The organism is Nocardia puris, assembly GCF_003315035.1.
Classification (GTDB): domain Bacteria; phylum Actinomycetota; class Actinomycetes; order Mycobacteriales; family Mycobacteriaceae; genus Nocardia; species Nocardia puris.
This window is the reverse complement of sequence record NZ_QNRE01000002.1, coordinates 516209-532262: the sequence shown is the minus strand read 5'-3', so window position 1 is coordinate 532262 and position 16054 is coordinate 516209. Positions and strand designations below refer to the sequence as shown.

The following is a 16054-nucleotide window of genomic DNA, read 5'->3' as shown; positions in this document are numbered from 1 at the left end:
ACACCACTCCGGCAAACCGCCCGCATTCGAACACATGTTCCCATCATTGCACGGGAACAGACCGGTCGGAACGGGACCCGGGAAGGAGCATCATGCGGTGCGGATATGCGGTGACTGCGTCATCGCACGTGCTGCCTTCGGCACCGGCAGCACCCCCGGAGTGAGAGGTTCGAGCAGGCGCGTTCCGGTTGCGGGCGCACCACCTGTCGCGCCGGTCGTCGAGCGATGAGTTGCCCGGCGTGGCGGGGGCTTGCGGGGTGCAGAACAGCCCGCCGGGTTCGGCGTTGCCCGCCTTGGGCGGCGGGCAGGCGGCGCGCGGTGTCGTCGGTGGTCCGCTACGCGAATCCGTGCGCCTGGGCGACGAGGTCGAGGAACACGCCCACCTCGCCCACCGAGTACGTCTCCGGCGCTTCCGAACCGCCGAGGAACGGGTAGGGCTCGGCGATGTAGACCTGGTCGGCGGTCAGCGGGCCCAGTCGCTCCCTGATCAGCGCCACGTGCTCGAGGCGCAGCACGAACTCGCCGAAACCGCGCTCGCGCAGCACCTGTCCGGCGAACGCCTCCGGATCGGAGAACTGCCCGTATCCTTTCGCCGCCGCCTTGTACGGGTGCAGCACCGCGCACTCCCCCGACTGTCCGTTCACCATGAACACATGCCCCAGATCCGACCGCCCGAACACCAGGTCGAACTGCGGAAACTGCGGCGCCCACGCCGGCATCGCCTCGACCATCGGCCGCTGCCCGAACAACTGGAACCCTTCTCCCGTCACGCCAACGATCCAAGCAGCCCACCCCGGGCCCGCGCCACCCACGGGGTAGAGGGCAGATATCGCGCCCGCACCCGGTTCCGCCGGAACCAACCGGCCCTGATTCCCCCGGTGCGCGGTCGCCGCCGGTGATCCCCGCGGCGTTTACCCGGTGCGGGACGGCCGCGTTCCCGACCGTGCTCGCCGGGTTGCGCGGTTCGGTCCCCTAGCTTTCGCGGACGAGCCACGTGCGCCTCGCCTTGGGGTGCGCGCCGATACGGCAGGGGTCGGGATCCCGCGGGCGGATCGGTGACGACCGCCTCGACAGGTCGACATCGGGAAACCGGCGACCACTCACCGTCCTCGCGCTCGCTGCACGCCTACGCAGTGCAGGCTGAAGCGGCGGTAGGGGCTGGCGAAGCGCCAGGACCGCTCGGCGAGCTCACCGACGGAGGCGAAACCGAGGTCCCGTAGCAGCGACACGGCGAGTTCGGCGGCGGGACGTGGATCGTGATCCGGCGCGAAAACACTTGTCCAAGCGTCGTATTCGTCGCGCGCGAGGCCACGCCGCGCCAGAGACTCGGGATCGGGGTGGTCGTTGCCCACCAAGACCGTCAGCTCGTCGACGCCCTGCACGAGCTGGACGACACGGGAGTCGCCCGCGGCCGATTCCAGGGAGATCACCACGCCGTCGGTCGTGGGAGCGGGACCGCCGACACCGAGCGCCCGCATGCCGAAGCGGATGTCGCGCAGGGTGCCGGTGAGTGCCGTGACCAGCCCCGGCCACGATCCGGCCACGCGGCCGCCGGTGTGAAAGCCCGCCAGGCTCGGGTGCCCGTTGTCGCCGAGCCAGGTGTAGGGGACGTCGTCCACGGCGTCATCCCACTCCCAGGTGCGATGATCCCAACTCTCCCACGCCTCGGTGCAGAACGCGCGCACCAGCACCGACCCCTCGCGATCGATCTCGAGCTGCCGCGACACCACCGGTCCGCGCCACCGCGAGAACGCATTCCGACTGCCCCCGTACAGTGAAGGCTCGCCCCACACCTCCGTGGCGACCTCCAGGTGGGCGCGAAACCTCTCGGGCGTCGTCACCGCCGCGCACAAGTACAGCTGCATCATCTCGGACTCGCTGTCGCGCCGGCGATCCCAGTTCTCGGTGAGATAAGCCCCGCGCACCGCGCCCGGCACCGCCGCGATCTCACAGCGCGGCAACACCTCTCGCGAGACCTTCCACCCCGAACCCGCGCACACCGCGTGCACGTCGGCGCGCCGCCAGCCGCCGAAATCGGCCGCCGCGAGATCGGTGAGCAGCGCCCGGAACTGAGTCTGTGTCATCCCCACCATGCCCGGCACGCTACGCCTGGGGTCCGACACGAAACCGCGCCGGTGACAGCACCTTTCACCCGTGCCATACGGGTCCGGCGACGCCCCCTACGAACCGCCCGTCGCCGGCGCGAGATACATGAAACTCTTCTCCTCGACGCGGCTGCGTATGCGCCACCGTCCGTCCACCCGCGCGACCGTATCCAGGTACCACAATCCGCACATCATCAGACTGTGCGCGCCGCCGTCCCCGTGCACGAGCATCGGGTTGTGGCACATCGTCCGCACGGTCGCGGTGTCACCGTCGAACGTCATCGCCGAATTGCTCACCAGGTGCTGGAAGGCCGGGAAGTTCGGCATGACGGCCGCCAGGAACTCCTTGGTGGACTTCAGATCTCCCGCCGGCCCGCCCATGGCCGTGTAGTCGATGAACGCGTCGTCGGTGAACACCTCGTCCAGCAGCTCCCACTGCCGCGAATCCACCGCGTGCGCGTACCGCACCAGCAGGTCCTGGATCTCGAGCCGATCCGATATCTCCCGCAGCGACAACATGTCCACCTCCGCACCGCGACACCGCGCTCAGGCTAGAACATGTTCTCCCTCGCGCGGGGCGTTCTCCCCGGAGTCGATCAGAAACGCCGCCGCACGCGGCCTTCCGGCGATCCGGACCCGCGCTCCTGGACTCGCCCCCGGGTGATCAGTGAATTTCCGTCAGGCTGCCCACGTCGTAGCCGAAGCGTAACCGCCGCCGATGCGCAGCTTCTTCGCGCGCGCCACGAACGCGGCGACGAACTCCTCGCGAATCGCCTCGTCCACATACAGGCGCTCGACGCAGACGCACAGCTGCCCGGTGGAGGGGAAGCGCGCGGCGATGGCGCCGTCGGCGGCGCGCTCGATATCGGCGTCGTCGAGCACGAGCATGGCGTTCTTGCCGCCGAGCTCCAGCGAAGCGCCGATGAGGCGTTCGCCCGCGTCGCGGGCGATCTGGCGGCCGGTGGCGGTGGAGCCGGTGAACATCATGTAGTCGGCGTTGTCCATCAGCGTGCCGCCAAGGGAACTGCCCCGGCCCACCACCATCTGCCACACGTCCCGCGGCAGACCCGCCTCATACAGCAGGTCCAGCGCCCACAGCGCGGTGAGCGCGGTCTGGGTGTCGGGCTTCTGCACCACGGCGTTGCCCGCCATGAGCGCCGGAATGGCGTCGCCGGCGGCCATGCTCAGCGGGTAGTTCCACGGCGAGACGACCGCGACCACGCCCCTTGGGGTGGCGCAGCTCCGTGGTGTGGGTCAGCAGGGGGATCGCGCCGCGACGGCGCTTGGGCGCGAGCAGCTTCGCGGCGCTGCGCGCGTAGTACCGCGCGGTGATCGCGATATCGGTGACCTCGAGGAAGGCGTCGCAACGGGTTTTGCCGCTCTCGGCCTGCATCAGGTCACGTCGATGGCGACCTCGCCCGGGCCGGGCGCGGGCAGATCCGCCACCGGGCCCGCCGCATCACCTCGGGGCCACCGAAACCGTCGAGCGTCACCGCGTGCATGTCGAAATCCTTTCGATCAACTCAATATGTGCACCGTTTACATCACTCTTCGAGTAAGCAGCGTCAACATATGGAAGAGGCGATGCTGAGCACTCGTTCGGCAACCCGGATTGACCGCTCCTTTTCGAGCAGGTGGCAACTTGTCGGTAACGACCAAGGGGCGGCTGTCTGTCACTAGACTGGCAATGGATCAGCGAACCCTGACGAAAGAGTCAAGCCATAGATCCCTTCCAATTCGAAAGAGGTCCACCATGACTCAGCTCCCCCCGCCTCCGGACCCGGTACTCGAGCCCGCCGCGCAAGCCCTCGCCGACGCGACGTCCGGGCATCCGCGGATCTACGAGGTCCCCCCGGCCGAGGGCCGCGACATCCTCGCCGGACTGCAGGCCGGCGAAGGCGTGGACAAACCCGAGTTGGACGAGCAGTGGGTCGACGTGCCCGGCGGGCCGACCGGCTCCACTCGCGTGCGCATCCTGCGCCCCAAAAGCCTGACCGGCAACCTCCCGGTAATCTACTACATCCACGGCGCCGGCTGGGTGTTCGGCGACGAGAACACCCACGATCGCCTGGTGCGCGAACTGGCCGACGGCGCCCAGGCCGCGGTGGTATTCCCTCTCTACGAACGGGCGCCGGAATCCAAGTACCCGAACGCGATCGAGCAGAACTGGACCGTCGGTAAGTGGATCGTCGAGCACGGCGCGGAATACGACCTGGACGGCTCCCGTATGGCGGTCTGCGGTGACTCGGTGGGCGGCAACATGTCCGCCGTCTTCGCCCTCATGGCCAAGGAGCGTGGCGGCGTCGACCTCTCGGCGCAGGTGCTGCTCTATCCCGTCACCAACGCCGACTTCGACACCGCGTCCTACCTGCAGTTCGCCGACGGCTACTTCCTGACACGCGAAGGCATGATGTGGTTCTGGGATCAGTACACCACCGACCCGGACCAGCGCGCCGAAATCCACGCCTCTCCCCTGCGCGCGAGCCTCGACCAACTGCGCGGCCTGCCGACCACCCTGATCATCACCGGCGAGGCCGACGTGCTGCGCGACGAGGGGGAAGCCTACGCGGCCAAACTCCGCGCCGCCGGCGTCGACGTGACCGCCGTCCGCGCCCTCGGCATGGTGCACGACTTCCTCATGCTCGACAGCCTCCGCGACTGCCACGCCACCAGCATGGCGCGCAATCTGGCCATCGAAGCGCTGGCTGAAGCCCTGCACGGCAGCAACGCCCGCGCCACCATCCCCCACTGGTTCAACCACACGACAGCCGAGGTGTAGACCCGGCTTACGGAGACGCGCCGAGCGGTGGGACCGCTCGGCGCATCGGCGTTCTCCCGCGGCGAGCCGTACCGGGCGGACGTCACGTAACCCGTTCGTCGGCTGAATAACGGACCGACCCCCGCACGTAGCTGCCACCGATCTTTCTCCGGCGAGAATGCGGCCGCACGTATTCATAGCCCATGCTCATCAGTATGCGGCTGGGGTCCGACACGTTCGGGCGAGTCGGCGAACCGAACGAGGCCGGATCATGTTCTCCGCGAACATGATCCGGCCTCGGTTGATGTGTCCGAAGGGGGACTTGAACCCCCACGCCCGATAAAGGGCACTAGCACCTCAAGCTAGCGCGTCTGCCATTCCGCCACCCGGACCGGTGTTCTGTTGTGTGCCTGGTGAGTTGGGGTCGCCCGGCGGATGATGATCTTAGTAGGGGTGGTTCGCGGATTGCCAAATCGGGTGGTCAGGCGGGGGTTTCGATGCGGGTGGCGTCCACTCGCACGTCATCGGACTGTGCGCGTCGCCGGGCGCCCATTCCGTCACGCCGGGGCCGATCGCGGCGAGCTGAACGCCGTGGGAGCGCAGCGGGCCGAGCCTGGTCATTGTGCGCAGCGTCACACTCCCGACCGCTCAAAGTTCTGGGCATACTGCTCAATTTTTCGCGCACATCTTGCGCATTATGACTGTGAAATGCTTCTGTGATGCGCATAACGCCCCCACATCGAGCCGAATCGCGACCACGAAGCTCTCGCGCCACGACAAGCACAGGAAGGATTTCCCATGCCCCAGATCCTCGAACACGCCACGGCGACAACGGTATTCGACCGTGAGGACGCCTCGGAGCATCCGCACGAACAGGTGATCTTCTGCGAGGACGCCGCCACCGGCCTCCAGGCGATCATCGGAATCCACTCGACCGTGCGCGGCCCCGCGCTCGGCGGCACCCGCTTCTATCCCTACCCGGACCAGGGTGCCGCCCTGACCGACGTGCTGCGGCTCTCGCGCGGCATGACCTACAAGGCCGCCGTCGCGGGTGTCGACCTGGGCGGCGGAAAGGCGGTGATCATCGGCGATCCGAACCGGATCAAGACGCCCGGCCTGCTGCGCGCGTACGGACGCTTCATCGACACGCTCGGCGGTCGATACATCTCGGCGGGCGACGTCGGCACGAATACCGCCGACCTCGACATCATCGGCGAAGTCACGAACCATGTCGTCGGCCGCTCGGCGCGGACCGGGGGATCCGGGGACAGCGCACCCATGACGGCACTGGGGGTGTTCCAGTCCATGCGCGCGGCCGCCGACAGCATCTGGCGCGCACCGTCCCTCGCGGGCCGGACGGTCGGGGTGGAGGGCCTCGGCAAGGTCGGCACCGAACTCGTCGCACTCCTGCACGCCGACGGCGCCCGCATCGTCGTCGCCGATGTCGACCCCGACGCGGTCCGCCGGGTTCGCGACCGATTCCCCGACGTCTCCGTCGCCGCGCACGTTCTCGGCGCCGACCTCGACGTCTACGCGCCCTGCGCACTCGGCGGCACCCTCACCACGGACACGGCGTCCACCCTCACCGCCCGGATCGTCTGCGGCGCGGCCAACAATCAGCTCTGGACACCCGACGTCGAACAGATCCTCACCGATCGGGGTGTCGTCTGGGTGCCCGACTACGTGGCCAACGCCGGCGGGCTCATTCAGGTGGCCGGTGAGTTGCGGCGCGCGAGCGCCGAGCGGATCCGCACCGAGGTCGACGCGATCTACGACACCGTTTCGTCGCTGCTGGAACAGTCGCGGACGGAATCCATCCTCCCGGGACGGGCCGCCGATCGGATCGCCGAGGAGCGCATCTGGTCCGCTCGAGGCGCATGAACCCCAGCCCTGCCGGGCACTTCCGCCACCTGGACATGAGTCCTGTTGTGCTCCTGGCGAGTTGGGGTGCCGGCGGATGATGGGGTGGTTGGCGGATCGCCGAGTCGGGTGGTCAGGCGGGGATTTCGATGCGGGAGGCGCCGATCCGGTCGATGCGGTCGCGGCCCCAAAGGCCCAGGGGCTCCAGGGCGGCGTTGAGGGCGGCGCCGCTCTCGGTGAGGCGGTACTCCACGCGGGGCGGAACCTCGGGGAAGATCTCGCGGGCGACGATCCCGTCTTCCTCGAGTTCGCGCAGATGCTGGATGAGCATCTTCTCGGAGACGCCGGGCAGGCCGCGGCGCAGCTCGCCGAACCGCCGCACGCCGTGCGCCTCGAGCTCCCACAGGATCAGCGCCTTCCACTTCCCGCCGATCACGTCCATCGCCGCGTCGATCCCGCACACGTACGGTCCGGTTCGCTTCGCACCCATCTCACACCTCGTCAGCCGCGTTCGTGTTCCGTCGCATGGTAGGACCACTCGAGCAACGCCGGGGTGATCGCCGGGATTCCGCGAGCGCCGAGCGATGGGAGCGCGTACCGCCCCGAGTCGCTACACACGACCACATCGTGCCGAGCGAAAGTTGCGGCATGTGGAGACCGATCCGACGGCGCACCCCGATGCGGAACCATCCGGATACACTCAGATACGCATCAGGGTGCGGGAGGACGTCGCGTTGGTGCATGCGCTCGGGTGGCCGTTCGGTGGTATTCAGGATGCTCGGGTGGACGTCGGCCGGGACCTGCGCCGCCAGTTCCACAACACCCCGTAATCCCGGCGTGACCAGCGGATCAGGGGGCGATTTGGTCCGCGCGCCGGTATCCGATAACCTTGCTGAGCACACCGGTCCGGGTGGCGGAATGGCAGACGCGCTAGCTTGAGGTGCTAGTGCCCTTTATCGGGCGTGGGGGTTCAAGTCCCCCTCCGGACACGAAACTCGATGCCAGGCCCATGCTCATGGAGAGCATGGGCCTGGCATCGTTTCGTCGTGTTTTGTGGGGGCGCAGCCCCCACGCCCCGCCCGGCGGGCTGCGCCCCCGGACCCCCGTGCAGATGTGGTCCTGTGTCGGAGTGGTTGCACCTTTTCGGGGAGCCCGCACACGTCGCAGCCCCATCCCCACCCTGCCGTTGGGTAACGGGCGGTGGGCCCGGTGTTCGGTCGAGGGCGCTCGATCAGTCCGCGCAGTCGAGCCGGAGTTTCGTGTATCGGCTGAGTGACCGGCTGCGGTCGGCCGGACTGCCCACATTCCGGTCTCGCGGTCCCTGCGCAACGCGGTGAGCGAACAGTATGTCGTCCGACCACTGATATCGACCTCAATGGTCCTCGCCCAAAACAATTGGCCGCCAGGTAGTTCCGCGTTGTCTCTCGCACGGATATCCCACTGCTCGGCGAACGCGGCGGCCTGCTCCGCTCGCCATCGATCCTGCCGCCGCTCCTCCGCTGTTCCCGCGACGACCAATGTCAGTAGGAAAACGAGCGCGCCGATGCCCAATACAACGATCGTGGCGGACCGGTTCTTGCCCATGAACCGAATCGCGGTGAAGGCGACGCCCGTCACCAGCATGCCCGTCACGGTGAGGATGACGGGACCGTCGATCACCGATCGACTCAGCTCGAGCTCGGTTTCGTAGGTACGCAGATGATCCGCCGGCGGCTGTCCGAGCAGCAGATGACACCGGAAATATTCGACCGCACAACCAACAGTGTCAACGCCGTCATCTCTTGACCATCCACGTGGCCCGGCGAACCCGATCCAGCCACCGACGCCCCGAAAGGCCGCAGGTTCACTCCCCCGGGCGGTTGAACCCACGGCACCACCCCCGCGATCAACGCTCGATCCGGCGGACGACTCACCGAACCCCGGCGCGACGTGGGCAAACGCTCGGCGATGGCACAATGGGGTCGATGAAACCCTGGCAGCCCACCTCGACCCCGGACGAAGCACCTGCTGGCAACGGGTGGGTGAGTGTGGACGAGGTACGCGGGCTCCGGGAGCAGTTCGTCGACTTCATGCTCGGCTACAAGTTCGCGATCGAGGAGATCACCACCAAGATCAATATCTTGCGTGAGGACTTCAACAACACCCACGAGTACAACCCCATCGAGCACGTGGGTTCGCGGCTCAAGTCCCCGGAGAGCGTGCTGGAGAAGGTCCAGCGCAAGAACTACGCGATGGATCTGGCCTCGATCCGGGAGAACGTGCTCGACATCGCCGGCGTGCGGGTGGTGTGCAGCTTCATCTCCGATATCCGCAAGATCCGCGACATGCTGGTCGGCCAGGAGGACATCACCCTCCTCGAGGAGCGCGACTACATCACCCACCGCAAGCCGAACGGCTACCAGAGCCTGCACCTGATCGTGTCGATCCCGGTGTTCCGGTCCGACCGCACCGAGCGCGTCCCGGTCGAGATCCAGATCCGCACCATCGCCATGGACTTCTGGGCCAGCCTCGAGCACAAGATCTACTACAAGTACCGGGGCGAAGTGCCGCCGAATCTCCGCACCGACCTGGCGCAGGCCGCCGAGGTGGCGACCCAGCTCGACGAGAAGATGGAAGCCCTGCACCGCCAGGTCGACCGCACCGCGCACCCCCGGACGGACCCGGCCGATTCGCTGGACTTCAGCGTGCTCTACCGGAAGCTTGTCGCCGACCAGTAGGGTCCTCACCACCCACCTCGGCCGAAAGTTAGGTTAGCCTGAGCTGATGAAATGGGATAACTTCGTTGCCGGCCTCCTCGCCCGCGAACGAGTCGCGGCCAACCTGCTGCGCGCCCGCCTCGAGATCGGCCCGGGCACCGGGCGCGGTTACGTTCCGATCCAGCCGGGTGACGAGTCCGTGGCCTTCTACTTCTCCCGCGACGGCGAGGAGCTGCACGCCCGCGCCAGCGAGCGCCCGAATGCCTTGGGCGGCTGGGAGATCGCCGACGAGGAACGCAGCACCGGCCACCGCAACTACACCGTCCGCTCCTACGACCCCGAGACCCGTGAGATGGTGGTCGACTTCGCCGAGCACGCGCACGGTCCGGCGATCGACTGGCTGCGCGCCGCCGAACCCGGCTGGCGGGTGCTGGGCGCCGGGCCGCGGTCCTGGTATTCGCCCCCGCGGGCCGCCCACCACATCCTCGCCGGGGATCTGGCGGCGCTGCCGGCGCTGGCCCGCATCCTCGAGCAGACCGATCCTTCGGTGCGCGTCACCGTGGTCGCCGAGGTGCTGGACCGCAGCGAAATCGCTTATCTCCCCGAGCATCCGAACGCCGAGATCGTGGAGCTCGTCGGCACCGGCAACGGCGTCGCGCGCACGCAGCTGGCCTCGACGCTGGCCGAGATCGACCTGTCCGGCGACGCGTACTGCTGGCTGTCGGGCGAGTCCGCCGACACCCGCGCCGCCAAGAAGCACCTCGAGGCGCTGGGGTGGACCCGCGACCGCTACGACATCGTCGGCTACTGGCGCCAGGACGCCGAGGTGTGGACCGCGCGCTTCGATGAGCGGGGCGAGGAGTTGCTCCAGGTGTTCCAGAACGCCTTGGACGAGGGGCGTTCGCGCGAAGAAGCCACCGACCTCTACGAGGCGGCGCTCGAGGCGGCCGGGCTCTGATCCGGGCTCGACCGCGGCGAACCTGGTAGGAAGGGTGGGTGAGCGCTGACGATCCCGACGCGGAGAAAGTGATCGAACTGGCCGGCGCGGTGTTCGACCTCGCGCGCACGGGCGATGCCGACACGCTGGCCGCCTACCTCGACGCGGGTGTGCCCGCCGACCTCACCAACGACCGCGGCGACACGCTGGTCATGCTGGCCGCCTACCACGGGCGCCGCGACGCCGTCGCCGCCCTGCTCGAGCGGGGCGCCGACCCCGACCGGGCGAACGACCGCGGCCAGACCCCGCTGGCGGGCGCGGTGTTCAAGGGCGAGGACGAGATCGTCCGCCTGCTGCTGGCGGCGGGCGCCGATCCGGACGCGGGCACGCCGTCCGCCCGCGACGCCGCCGCCATGTTCGGCAAGACCGGCTTGCTGGACCCGACGGACTGAGCGGAATATTCTCCGGCCGCAATCCCGTTGGGCGTGGGGTGAACGATTTCAACGCACGCGTGATCGAGGAGTTCCGCGCGAACGGCGGACGGGTCGGCGGCCCCTTCGAGGGCCGCGACAACATGGTGCTCATCACCACCACCGGCGCGAAATCGGGACGTCGCATCACGACTCCCCTGGTCTTCCTGCCCGACGGTGATCGCCTCGTCCTCATCGCCTCCAACGGCGGCTCCGACAAACACCCGGCCTGGTATCACAACTTGCGTGCGACCCCGGAACTGACCGTGGAAGTCGGCACCGAAAAGTTCGACGCCGAAGCGGAATTCGTCACCGGCGCGGAACGTGACCGGCTCTACGACCGCATGGTCGCACGGCACACCGACTTCGGCACCTACCGCGAGAAGACCGACCGCGTCATCCCGGTCGTAGCGATCAATCGCCGCGCGGCGTAGCACCCGGCTCGCGCACCGCGTCCGCAACATGCGCTTGCTCGACCGTGCCCAGCGGGAGGGTGCGGCCGCTCAGGGCACCACGGTCGACGATGTCAGCTCGTCAACGGAATCGTGTCGGCGACCGAGTCCCTGCCGAATCCGGTGGCGCGCGCCGAGACCTTGCTGACGATCGCGGCGAACGGGCTGCTCCCCGGAACAGGGCGGCAGCGTCGAGTAGTGCCGCACCGGTTCGATAGTTCACCGTGAACCAGCACGCGCCCGATCGGGGGTCGCCGATCGGGCGGCGCCTCAGCCGCGTTTGGCGACCGCCGCGACAGCCTTGCGCGCCGCCACCAGGACCGGGTCCCACACCGGGGAGAAGGGTGGGGCGTAGCCGAGGTCGAGGGCGGTCATCTGCTCGACGGTCATGCGGGCGGTGAGGGCGACGGCGGCGATGTCGACGCGTTTGGCGGCGCCCTCGCGGCCCACGATCTGCACGCCGAGGAGCCGGCCGGTGCGGCGCTCGGCGAGCATCTTCACCGTCATCGGCGCGGCCTCCGGGAAATAGCCGGAGCGGCTGGTGGATTCGATCGTCACGGTGACGAACTGCAACCCGGACTCGCGGGCTTCGGCCTCGAGCAGCCCGGTCCGCGCGACTTCCAGATCGCACACCTTGCTCACCGCCGTGCCCACCACGCCCGGGAACGTGCCGTAGCCGCCACCGATGCCCGCGCCGATGATCTGGCCGTGCTTGTTCGCGTGGGTGCCGAGCGGGATGTGGCGCATCCGGCCCGACACCAGGTCCAGCACCTCCACGCAATCGCCGCCCGCCCAGATGTTCTCGTGTCCGCGCACCCGCATCGACAGATCGGTCAGCAGGCCGCCGTGCTCGCCGAGCGGCAGCCCGGCCGCACGGGCGAGCGCCGTCTCCGGCTGCACGCCGATACCGAGCACCACCACGTCGGCGGGGTATTCGGCGTCCTCGGTGACCACCGCGCGCGCCCGGCCCGACTCGTCGATGCGGATCTCGGTGACCTCCGCGTCGCAGACGACGTCGATGCCCATGCCGGACATGGCTTTCCGGATCAGCGCCCCCATATCGGGGTCCAGGCTCGACATCGGCTCGGTGCCCCGGCTGACCATCGTGACCTCGTAGCCGCGCGTGATGAGCGCCTCGGCCATCTCGACGCCGATATAGCCCGCGCCCACCACGACGGCTCGCTTGCCCTCGGTGGCCTCCAGCGTCTCGATCAGCGCCTGTCCGTCGTCGAGGGTTTGCACGCCGTGCACGCCGGCGGCGTCGATACCCGGCAGCGGCGGGCGGATGGGCCGCGCGCCGGTCGCGATGACCAGCTTGTCGTAGGCCGTCCACTCCTCCGCGCCCGTGTCGCGGTTCCTGGCGCGCACGCGGCGCCCCGGCACATCGATCTCGACGACCTCGGTGCGGGTGCGCAGGTCGATGTCGCGGGCGCGGTGTTCCTCGGGGGTGCGCGCGATCAGATGATCGCGGTGCGCCACGATGCCGCCCACCCAGTACGGAATCCCGCACGCGGAGTAGGAGCTGAAGCCCCCGCGCTCGAACACGACGATCTCGAGATCCGCCGGCCCGGCCATCCGCCGCGCCTGGGAGGCCGACGACATGCCCGTCGCGTCGGCGCCGATGACGACCAGACGTTCACTCATTCTTCCCACGCTACGTGTCCGCTCCGGACCACGGCACCCGTGCGGGTGATCTTGCGGGCGGTGCGGCGGGTGCGATAGGTTGCCCGACGCTGGGGGCGGGGTCGTCCGCGCGACGGCTCCCGAGGGGGCGCGGCGCGATCCGCCGTGACGACAGGGGTTGTGCCGATGGATGGCGTGCAGGATGTGCTCGCGGGTGTGGGGATCGCGCTGACGGTGTTCGCGGCGGTGGCGTTCGTGCTGGCGGTCAGCTGGCGGTGGAGGAATCCGACGGTCGGCGGGGTGCGCCTGGACCGCATCCTCATCGATCTCGGCATCGGATTGGCGGCGGTCGGCATCGTCGCGTCGGTTGCCGGGCTGGTGCCGGTGCGTTCGCCGGGCGGTGACGATGCCGGCGCGCGATGCGGCGCCGCGACCACCCAGGCGCAGCAGTCGGCCGGTGAGTGCGCGTGGGCGGGCGGCGGATCCACGCGCTGAGCCCGGCCGATCGATTAGCGGTGGGCCTAGCCGGGAGTTAGCGGTGGAAACCGCTGCGCTGAGCCGGATTTCACGTTTCGCCAGGGGGTGCGGTGGGCAGCCGCCGGGGCTAGTTTGGTGACGTGAGTTACGAGTACGTCGTCGTACCCGCGGGGGCGGTTTCCACGCCGGGCGAGGTCGCCCAGTATGTCCGGTCGCAACGCGATCTGCCACTGGACGGCGACCTACGCCTCCTCCTGGTGCCCGGACTGACGGCGTGGAATGCGGCCGTGCCCCCCACGCGCTCACACGCGAGGGTGCGCATCGAGGCGGCGGGCAGCGTGGTGCGGGTGACGGCCGCCGACGAACTCGACCGCAGGCGCAGGGATCCCGCGGTGGCCGACGCCGGGGGCCCGGTGCGGCAACTCCTCGAAGATCTCCTCACCGGCTTCGACTACGAGATCTACGACGCGCGCGCCCACACCTTGCGCTCCGCGCCGGGGTTGCGCGTCGCCGACGTGGACATCGGCGGCGAGCGGCAGTACACCTCGGTCACCGAACATCAGCTGTACGCGTGGGTGCCGAGTCTGTCCGGACTCGCCGCGACGCCGTTCCTCATCATCAGCCGCACCGGCGATCCGCAGACCTTCATCCAGACCTACCGCGACGGCTCCGACAACTACACCGTCGAGATTCACGACAGCGCCCACACCGATCACTTCTTCGCCGCGCAGCTGCGCGACCCGCAGCTGGTCGCCCGCCTGCTCTGGGAGTGGGCGGGCAACGACTGGACCACCCTCGGCCGCGTGGACTGGACGCGCGAGGGCAAATAGGGGTCAGTGGCCGGGCAGCACGCAGACCGCGTCGAGTCCGAGCACATGGTTGAGCCTGCCGAACGCCAGCCACGAGCCGATGCTCATGCTCAGCTCCACGATCTCGGCCTGGCTGTAGTGGGCGCGCATCCGTGTCCAGAACTCCTCGTCGAGGTTGTGGTGATCGGTCGCGTAGCGCTCGGCGTATTCGGCGGCCAAACGGGTGCGGTCGTCGAACAACTCGGTGGTGCGCCACTCGGTCACGGCGTCGGCGAATTCGGTCTCGACCTTCTGTCCGTCGCGCTCGGTGCGCCAGTCCAGGCAGAACAGGCACCCGTTGATCTGGGCGATGCGCAGCCGCGCCGCCTCGAACTCGCGCAGCCCCAGCGTGCTGTGCTCGTACACGGCCAGCGAGAAGCTCGACGCGGCGATCCCGATGCCGGGGACCATCTCTCCCCACACATAGCCGATCGGGTCCTTGCCCTCGGGGACGTCGATGATCATGGGTTCTTCCTTCCGAGTTTGCCCACCGCGGGTCGCAGCGGCACGTCGAGTGCGTCGTACAGTCCCGGTTCCGCGTCCACCAGCCAGTCGATGGCGCCCACGAGACGGCCGACGGCGGTGGCATTGCCGCCCGCGGAACGGTTTCCGTCCTCGTCGGTGGCCTCCACGCTGACCTCGATGCGCGGGCGGCCCTCCACGATCACGCGGTGCGCGCCGTCGCCGTCGGGCGGGGTGGGCCAGTCGGGTGCGGCTGTGGGGTGGATGCGCGTGACGTGCTCGATCACGAGGCGCGGCTCGCCCCCGACGATTCCCTGCACCTCGAAACGCACCGCGCCCTGGGTGCCCGCGTCGAAATCGCCCATGCTCGCGGTGGTGACGGTCTCGTCGAGCGGGCGGCGGTCCAGCGTCTCGCGGATCTCGTCGAGCTCGACGCCCAGCGCCCGCGCCATGAGTCGGACCTGCCCGCCCCACACCATGGTCGGCACACCCGGCAGCAACATCGGAGGCTGGTAGTCCATGGGCTGACCCATGCCGACCAGATAGCGCACGGAGTCGGGCTGGTCATAGGTGGAGTAGTCGAAGATCTCCTGGCAGCGCAGCACGTCGATGGTGCCGGCCAGGCCGCTGATCAGCAGTGGCAGCACATCGTTGCCCCAGCCGGGATCGATGCCGGAGACGAACAGCGAACCACCGCCCGCCGCGATGGCGGCCAGCACCGGATCGCGCAATTCCGGTGGGGCGCTGCGCGGATCGTAGAGCGCGTAGAGGGCGGGGGTCACGACCGCGGCGCCCGCACCGATCGCGCGCAGGATGTCGGCCAGTGCGTCGTCGGGGCGGACGTCGCCGGAGGCCGCGTAGACGATGGCGCGCGGCCGGGTGGCGAGCGCCGCGTCGATATCGTCGGTCGCGGTGACGCCGAGGTCGTAGCCGAGGCCGGCGAGATCGCCCGCGTCGCGGCCGACCTTGGCGGGATTGTGCACGAGCACCCCCGCCAGTTCCAGCGCCGGATGGGATTCGACGGCACGGATGGCGGCACGGCCGACATTGCCCGTGCCCCAGACGAGCGTGGGGATCATCGCGCGAGCGTAGCAAGCGCTTGGTTCGGTGTCCGGGGATCGTGAGAATCCCGCGCCGGAGCTGTGACGCAGGGATCGTCCGAATACCTGGTCGAGGGCGGCGACGTCGGGTAGGGTTGGACGCGTCACGCCGCCTTCGCCGGCGTTCCGCCATTCGGCATCCACGCATCGAAAGAGAAGATATGTGTAACCCAGGGTTACATGTAACTGCGAGTTACGCTTATTCTGACTCGGGTTCGATGCTCCCCGGCCGCCGTTCACGCATCCGAAAAGCATTCGTCTTCGCA

General features: G+C 68.8%; 16 protein-coding genes, 2 tRNA genes and 1 pseudogene. 9 read left to right on the top strand and 10 right to left on the bottom strand.

Features of this window, described 5'->3' with window-relative positions; genetic code table 11:
* Window positions 1-335 precede the first annotated feature (335 nt).
* The 5 genes and pseudogenes from DFR74_RS08070 to DFR74_RS37945 form a co-directional block, all read right to left on the bottom strand.
* The gene (locus DFR74_RS08070; RefSeq protein ID WP_198161644.1) at window positions 336-770 is read right to left on the bottom strand and encodes a T6SS immunity protein Tdi1 domain-containing protein; all 435 of its coding nucleotides are present in this window, start codon (window positions 768-770) and stop codon (window positions 336-338) included.
* Window positions 771-1100: 330 nt separating this feature from the next.
* Complete coding sequence (locus DFR74_RS08065) at window positions 1101-2093, bottom strand: hypothetical protein (RefSeq protein ID WP_113975006.1); 993 nt, start codon at window positions 2091-2093, stop codon at window positions 1101-1103.
* Between the two features lie 87 nt (window positions 2094-2180).
* Window positions 2181-2624 (bottom strand): nuclear transport factor 2 family protein, encoded by a 444-nt coding sequence (locus DFR74_RS08060; protein WP_067502085.1) that lies wholly within the window; start codon window positions 2622-2624, stop codon window positions 2181-2183.
* A gap of 159 nt (window positions 2625-2783) precedes the next feature.
* Window positions 2784-3326, bottom strand: coding sequence for an aldehyde dehydrogenase family protein (locus tag DFR74_RS08055; protein WP_232331572.1), 543 nt, complete (start codon window positions 3324-3326; stop codon window positions 2784-2786).
* 177 nt (window positions 3327-3503) lie between these two features.
* Window positions 3504-3607: pseudogene (locus tag DFR74_RS37945) on the bottom strand (NAD(P)H-quinone oxidoreductase); the annotation flags it as partial.
* Between the two features lie 251 nt (window positions 3608-3858).
* Here DFR74_RS37945 and DFR74_RS08050 point away from each other — a divergent pair.
* Window positions 3859-4884 carry an alpha/beta hydrolase gene (locus DFR74_RS08050; RefSeq protein WP_067501415.1) on the top strand — a complete coding sequence of 342 codons (1026 nt, stop codon included), beginning with the start codon at window positions 3859-3861 and terminating at the stop codon, window positions 4882-4884.
* Window positions 4885-5170: 286 nt separating this feature from the next.
* Here the strand turns inward: DFR74_RS08050 and DFR74_RS08045 are convergent.
* Window positions 5171-5255 (bottom strand) — tRNA-Leu (locus DFR74_RS08045).
* 406 nt (window positions 5256-5661) lie between these two features.
* Between DFR74_RS08045 and DFR74_RS08040 the strand changes: the two genes are divergently transcribed.
* Window positions 5662-6744 carry a Glu/Leu/Phe/Val family dehydrogenase gene (locus tag DFR74_RS08040; RefSeq protein WP_067501418.1) on the top strand — a complete coding sequence of 361 codons (1083 nt, stop codon included), beginning with the start codon at window positions 5662-5664 and terminating at the stop codon, window positions 6742-6744.
* A gap of 112 nt (window positions 6745-6856) precedes the next feature.
* On the opposite strand, the gene DFR74_RS08035 is transcribed toward DFR74_RS08040, so the two are convergent.
* Window positions 6857-7213: a winged helix-turn-helix transcriptional regulator gene (locus tag DFR74_RS08035; RefSeq protein WP_067501421.1), complete on the bottom strand. Its 357-nt coding sequence runs from the start codon at window positions 7211-7213 to the stop codon at window positions 6857-6859.
* 414 nt (window positions 7214-7627) lie between these two features.
* On the opposite strand from DFR74_RS08035, the gene DFR74_RS08025 reads away from it, so the two are divergent.
* The 5 genes from DFR74_RS08025 (at window position 7628) to DFR74_RS08005 (ending at window position 11260) form a co-directional block, all read left to right on the top strand.
* Window positions 7628-7712: transfer RNA gene (locus tag DFR74_RS08025), tRNA-Leu, on the top strand.
* 975 nt (window positions 7713-8687) lie between these two features.
* The gene (locus DFR74_RS08020) at window positions 8688-9440 is read left to right on the top strand and encodes a GTP pyrophosphokinase (protein ID WP_170160717.1); all 753 of its coding nucleotides are present in this window, start codon (window positions 8688-8690) and stop codon (window positions 9438-9440) included.
* 46 nt (window positions 9441-9486) lie between these two features.
* Window positions 9487-10377 (top strand): siderophore-interacting protein, encoded by an 891-nt coding sequence (locus DFR74_RS08015; protein WP_067501430.1) that lies wholly within the window; start codon window positions 9487-9489, stop codon window positions 10375-10377.
* Window positions 10378-10415: 38 nt separating this feature from the next.
* Entirely contained in the window at window positions 10416-10808 is a 393-nt protein-coding gene (locus tag DFR74_RS08010; RefSeq protein WP_067501433.1) for an ankyrin repeat domain-containing protein, read from the top strand.
* Between the two features lie 38 nt (window positions 10809-10846).
* Window positions 10847-11260, top strand: coding sequence for a nitroreductase family deazaflavin-dependent oxidoreductase (locus tag DFR74_RS08005; protein ID WP_067501436.1), 414 nt, complete (start codon window positions 10847-10849; stop codon window positions 11258-11260).
* Window positions 11261-11548: 288 nt separating this feature from the next.
* Here DFR74_RS08005 and DFR74_RS08000 read toward each other — a convergent pair whose 3' ends face one another.
* Complete coding sequence (locus DFR74_RS08000) at window positions 11549-12922, bottom strand: FAD-dependent oxidoreductase (protein ID WP_067501439.1); 1374 nt, start codon at window positions 12920-12922, stop codon at window positions 11549-11551.
* Window positions 12923-13087: 165 nt separating this feature from the next.
* Here DFR74_RS08000 and DFR74_RS07995 point away from each other — a divergent pair, with 165 nt between their 5' ends.
* Entirely contained in the window at window positions 13088-13396 is a 309-nt protein-coding gene (locus DFR74_RS07995) for a hypothetical protein (protein WP_067501442.1), read from the top strand.
* A 122-nt stretch (window positions 13397-13518) separates the two neighbouring features.
* Window positions 13519-14208 (top strand): hypothetical protein, encoded by a 690-nt coding sequence (locus tag DFR74_RS07990; RefSeq protein ID WP_067501445.1) that lies wholly within the window; start codon window positions 13519-13521, stop codon window positions 14206-14208.
* Window positions 14209-14211: 3 nt separating this feature from the next.
* On the opposite strand, the gene DFR74_RS07985 is transcribed toward DFR74_RS07990, so the two are convergent.
* A complete protein-coding gene (locus DFR74_RS07985; protein ID WP_067501448.1) occupies window positions 14212-14691 on the bottom strand; it encodes a carboxymuconolactone decarboxylase family protein in 480 nt (159 codons plus the stop codon).
* Window positions 14688-15767, bottom strand: a complete 1080-nt coding sequence (locus DFR74_RS07980; RefSeq protein WP_067501451.1) for an NAD(P)H-dependent amine dehydrogenase family protein — start codon at window positions 15765-15767, stop codon at window positions 14688-14690. Before DFR74_RS07980 ends, DFR74_RS07985 begins: the two co-directional genes overlap by 4 nt.
* Window positions 15768-16054: the final 287 nt, after the last annotated feature.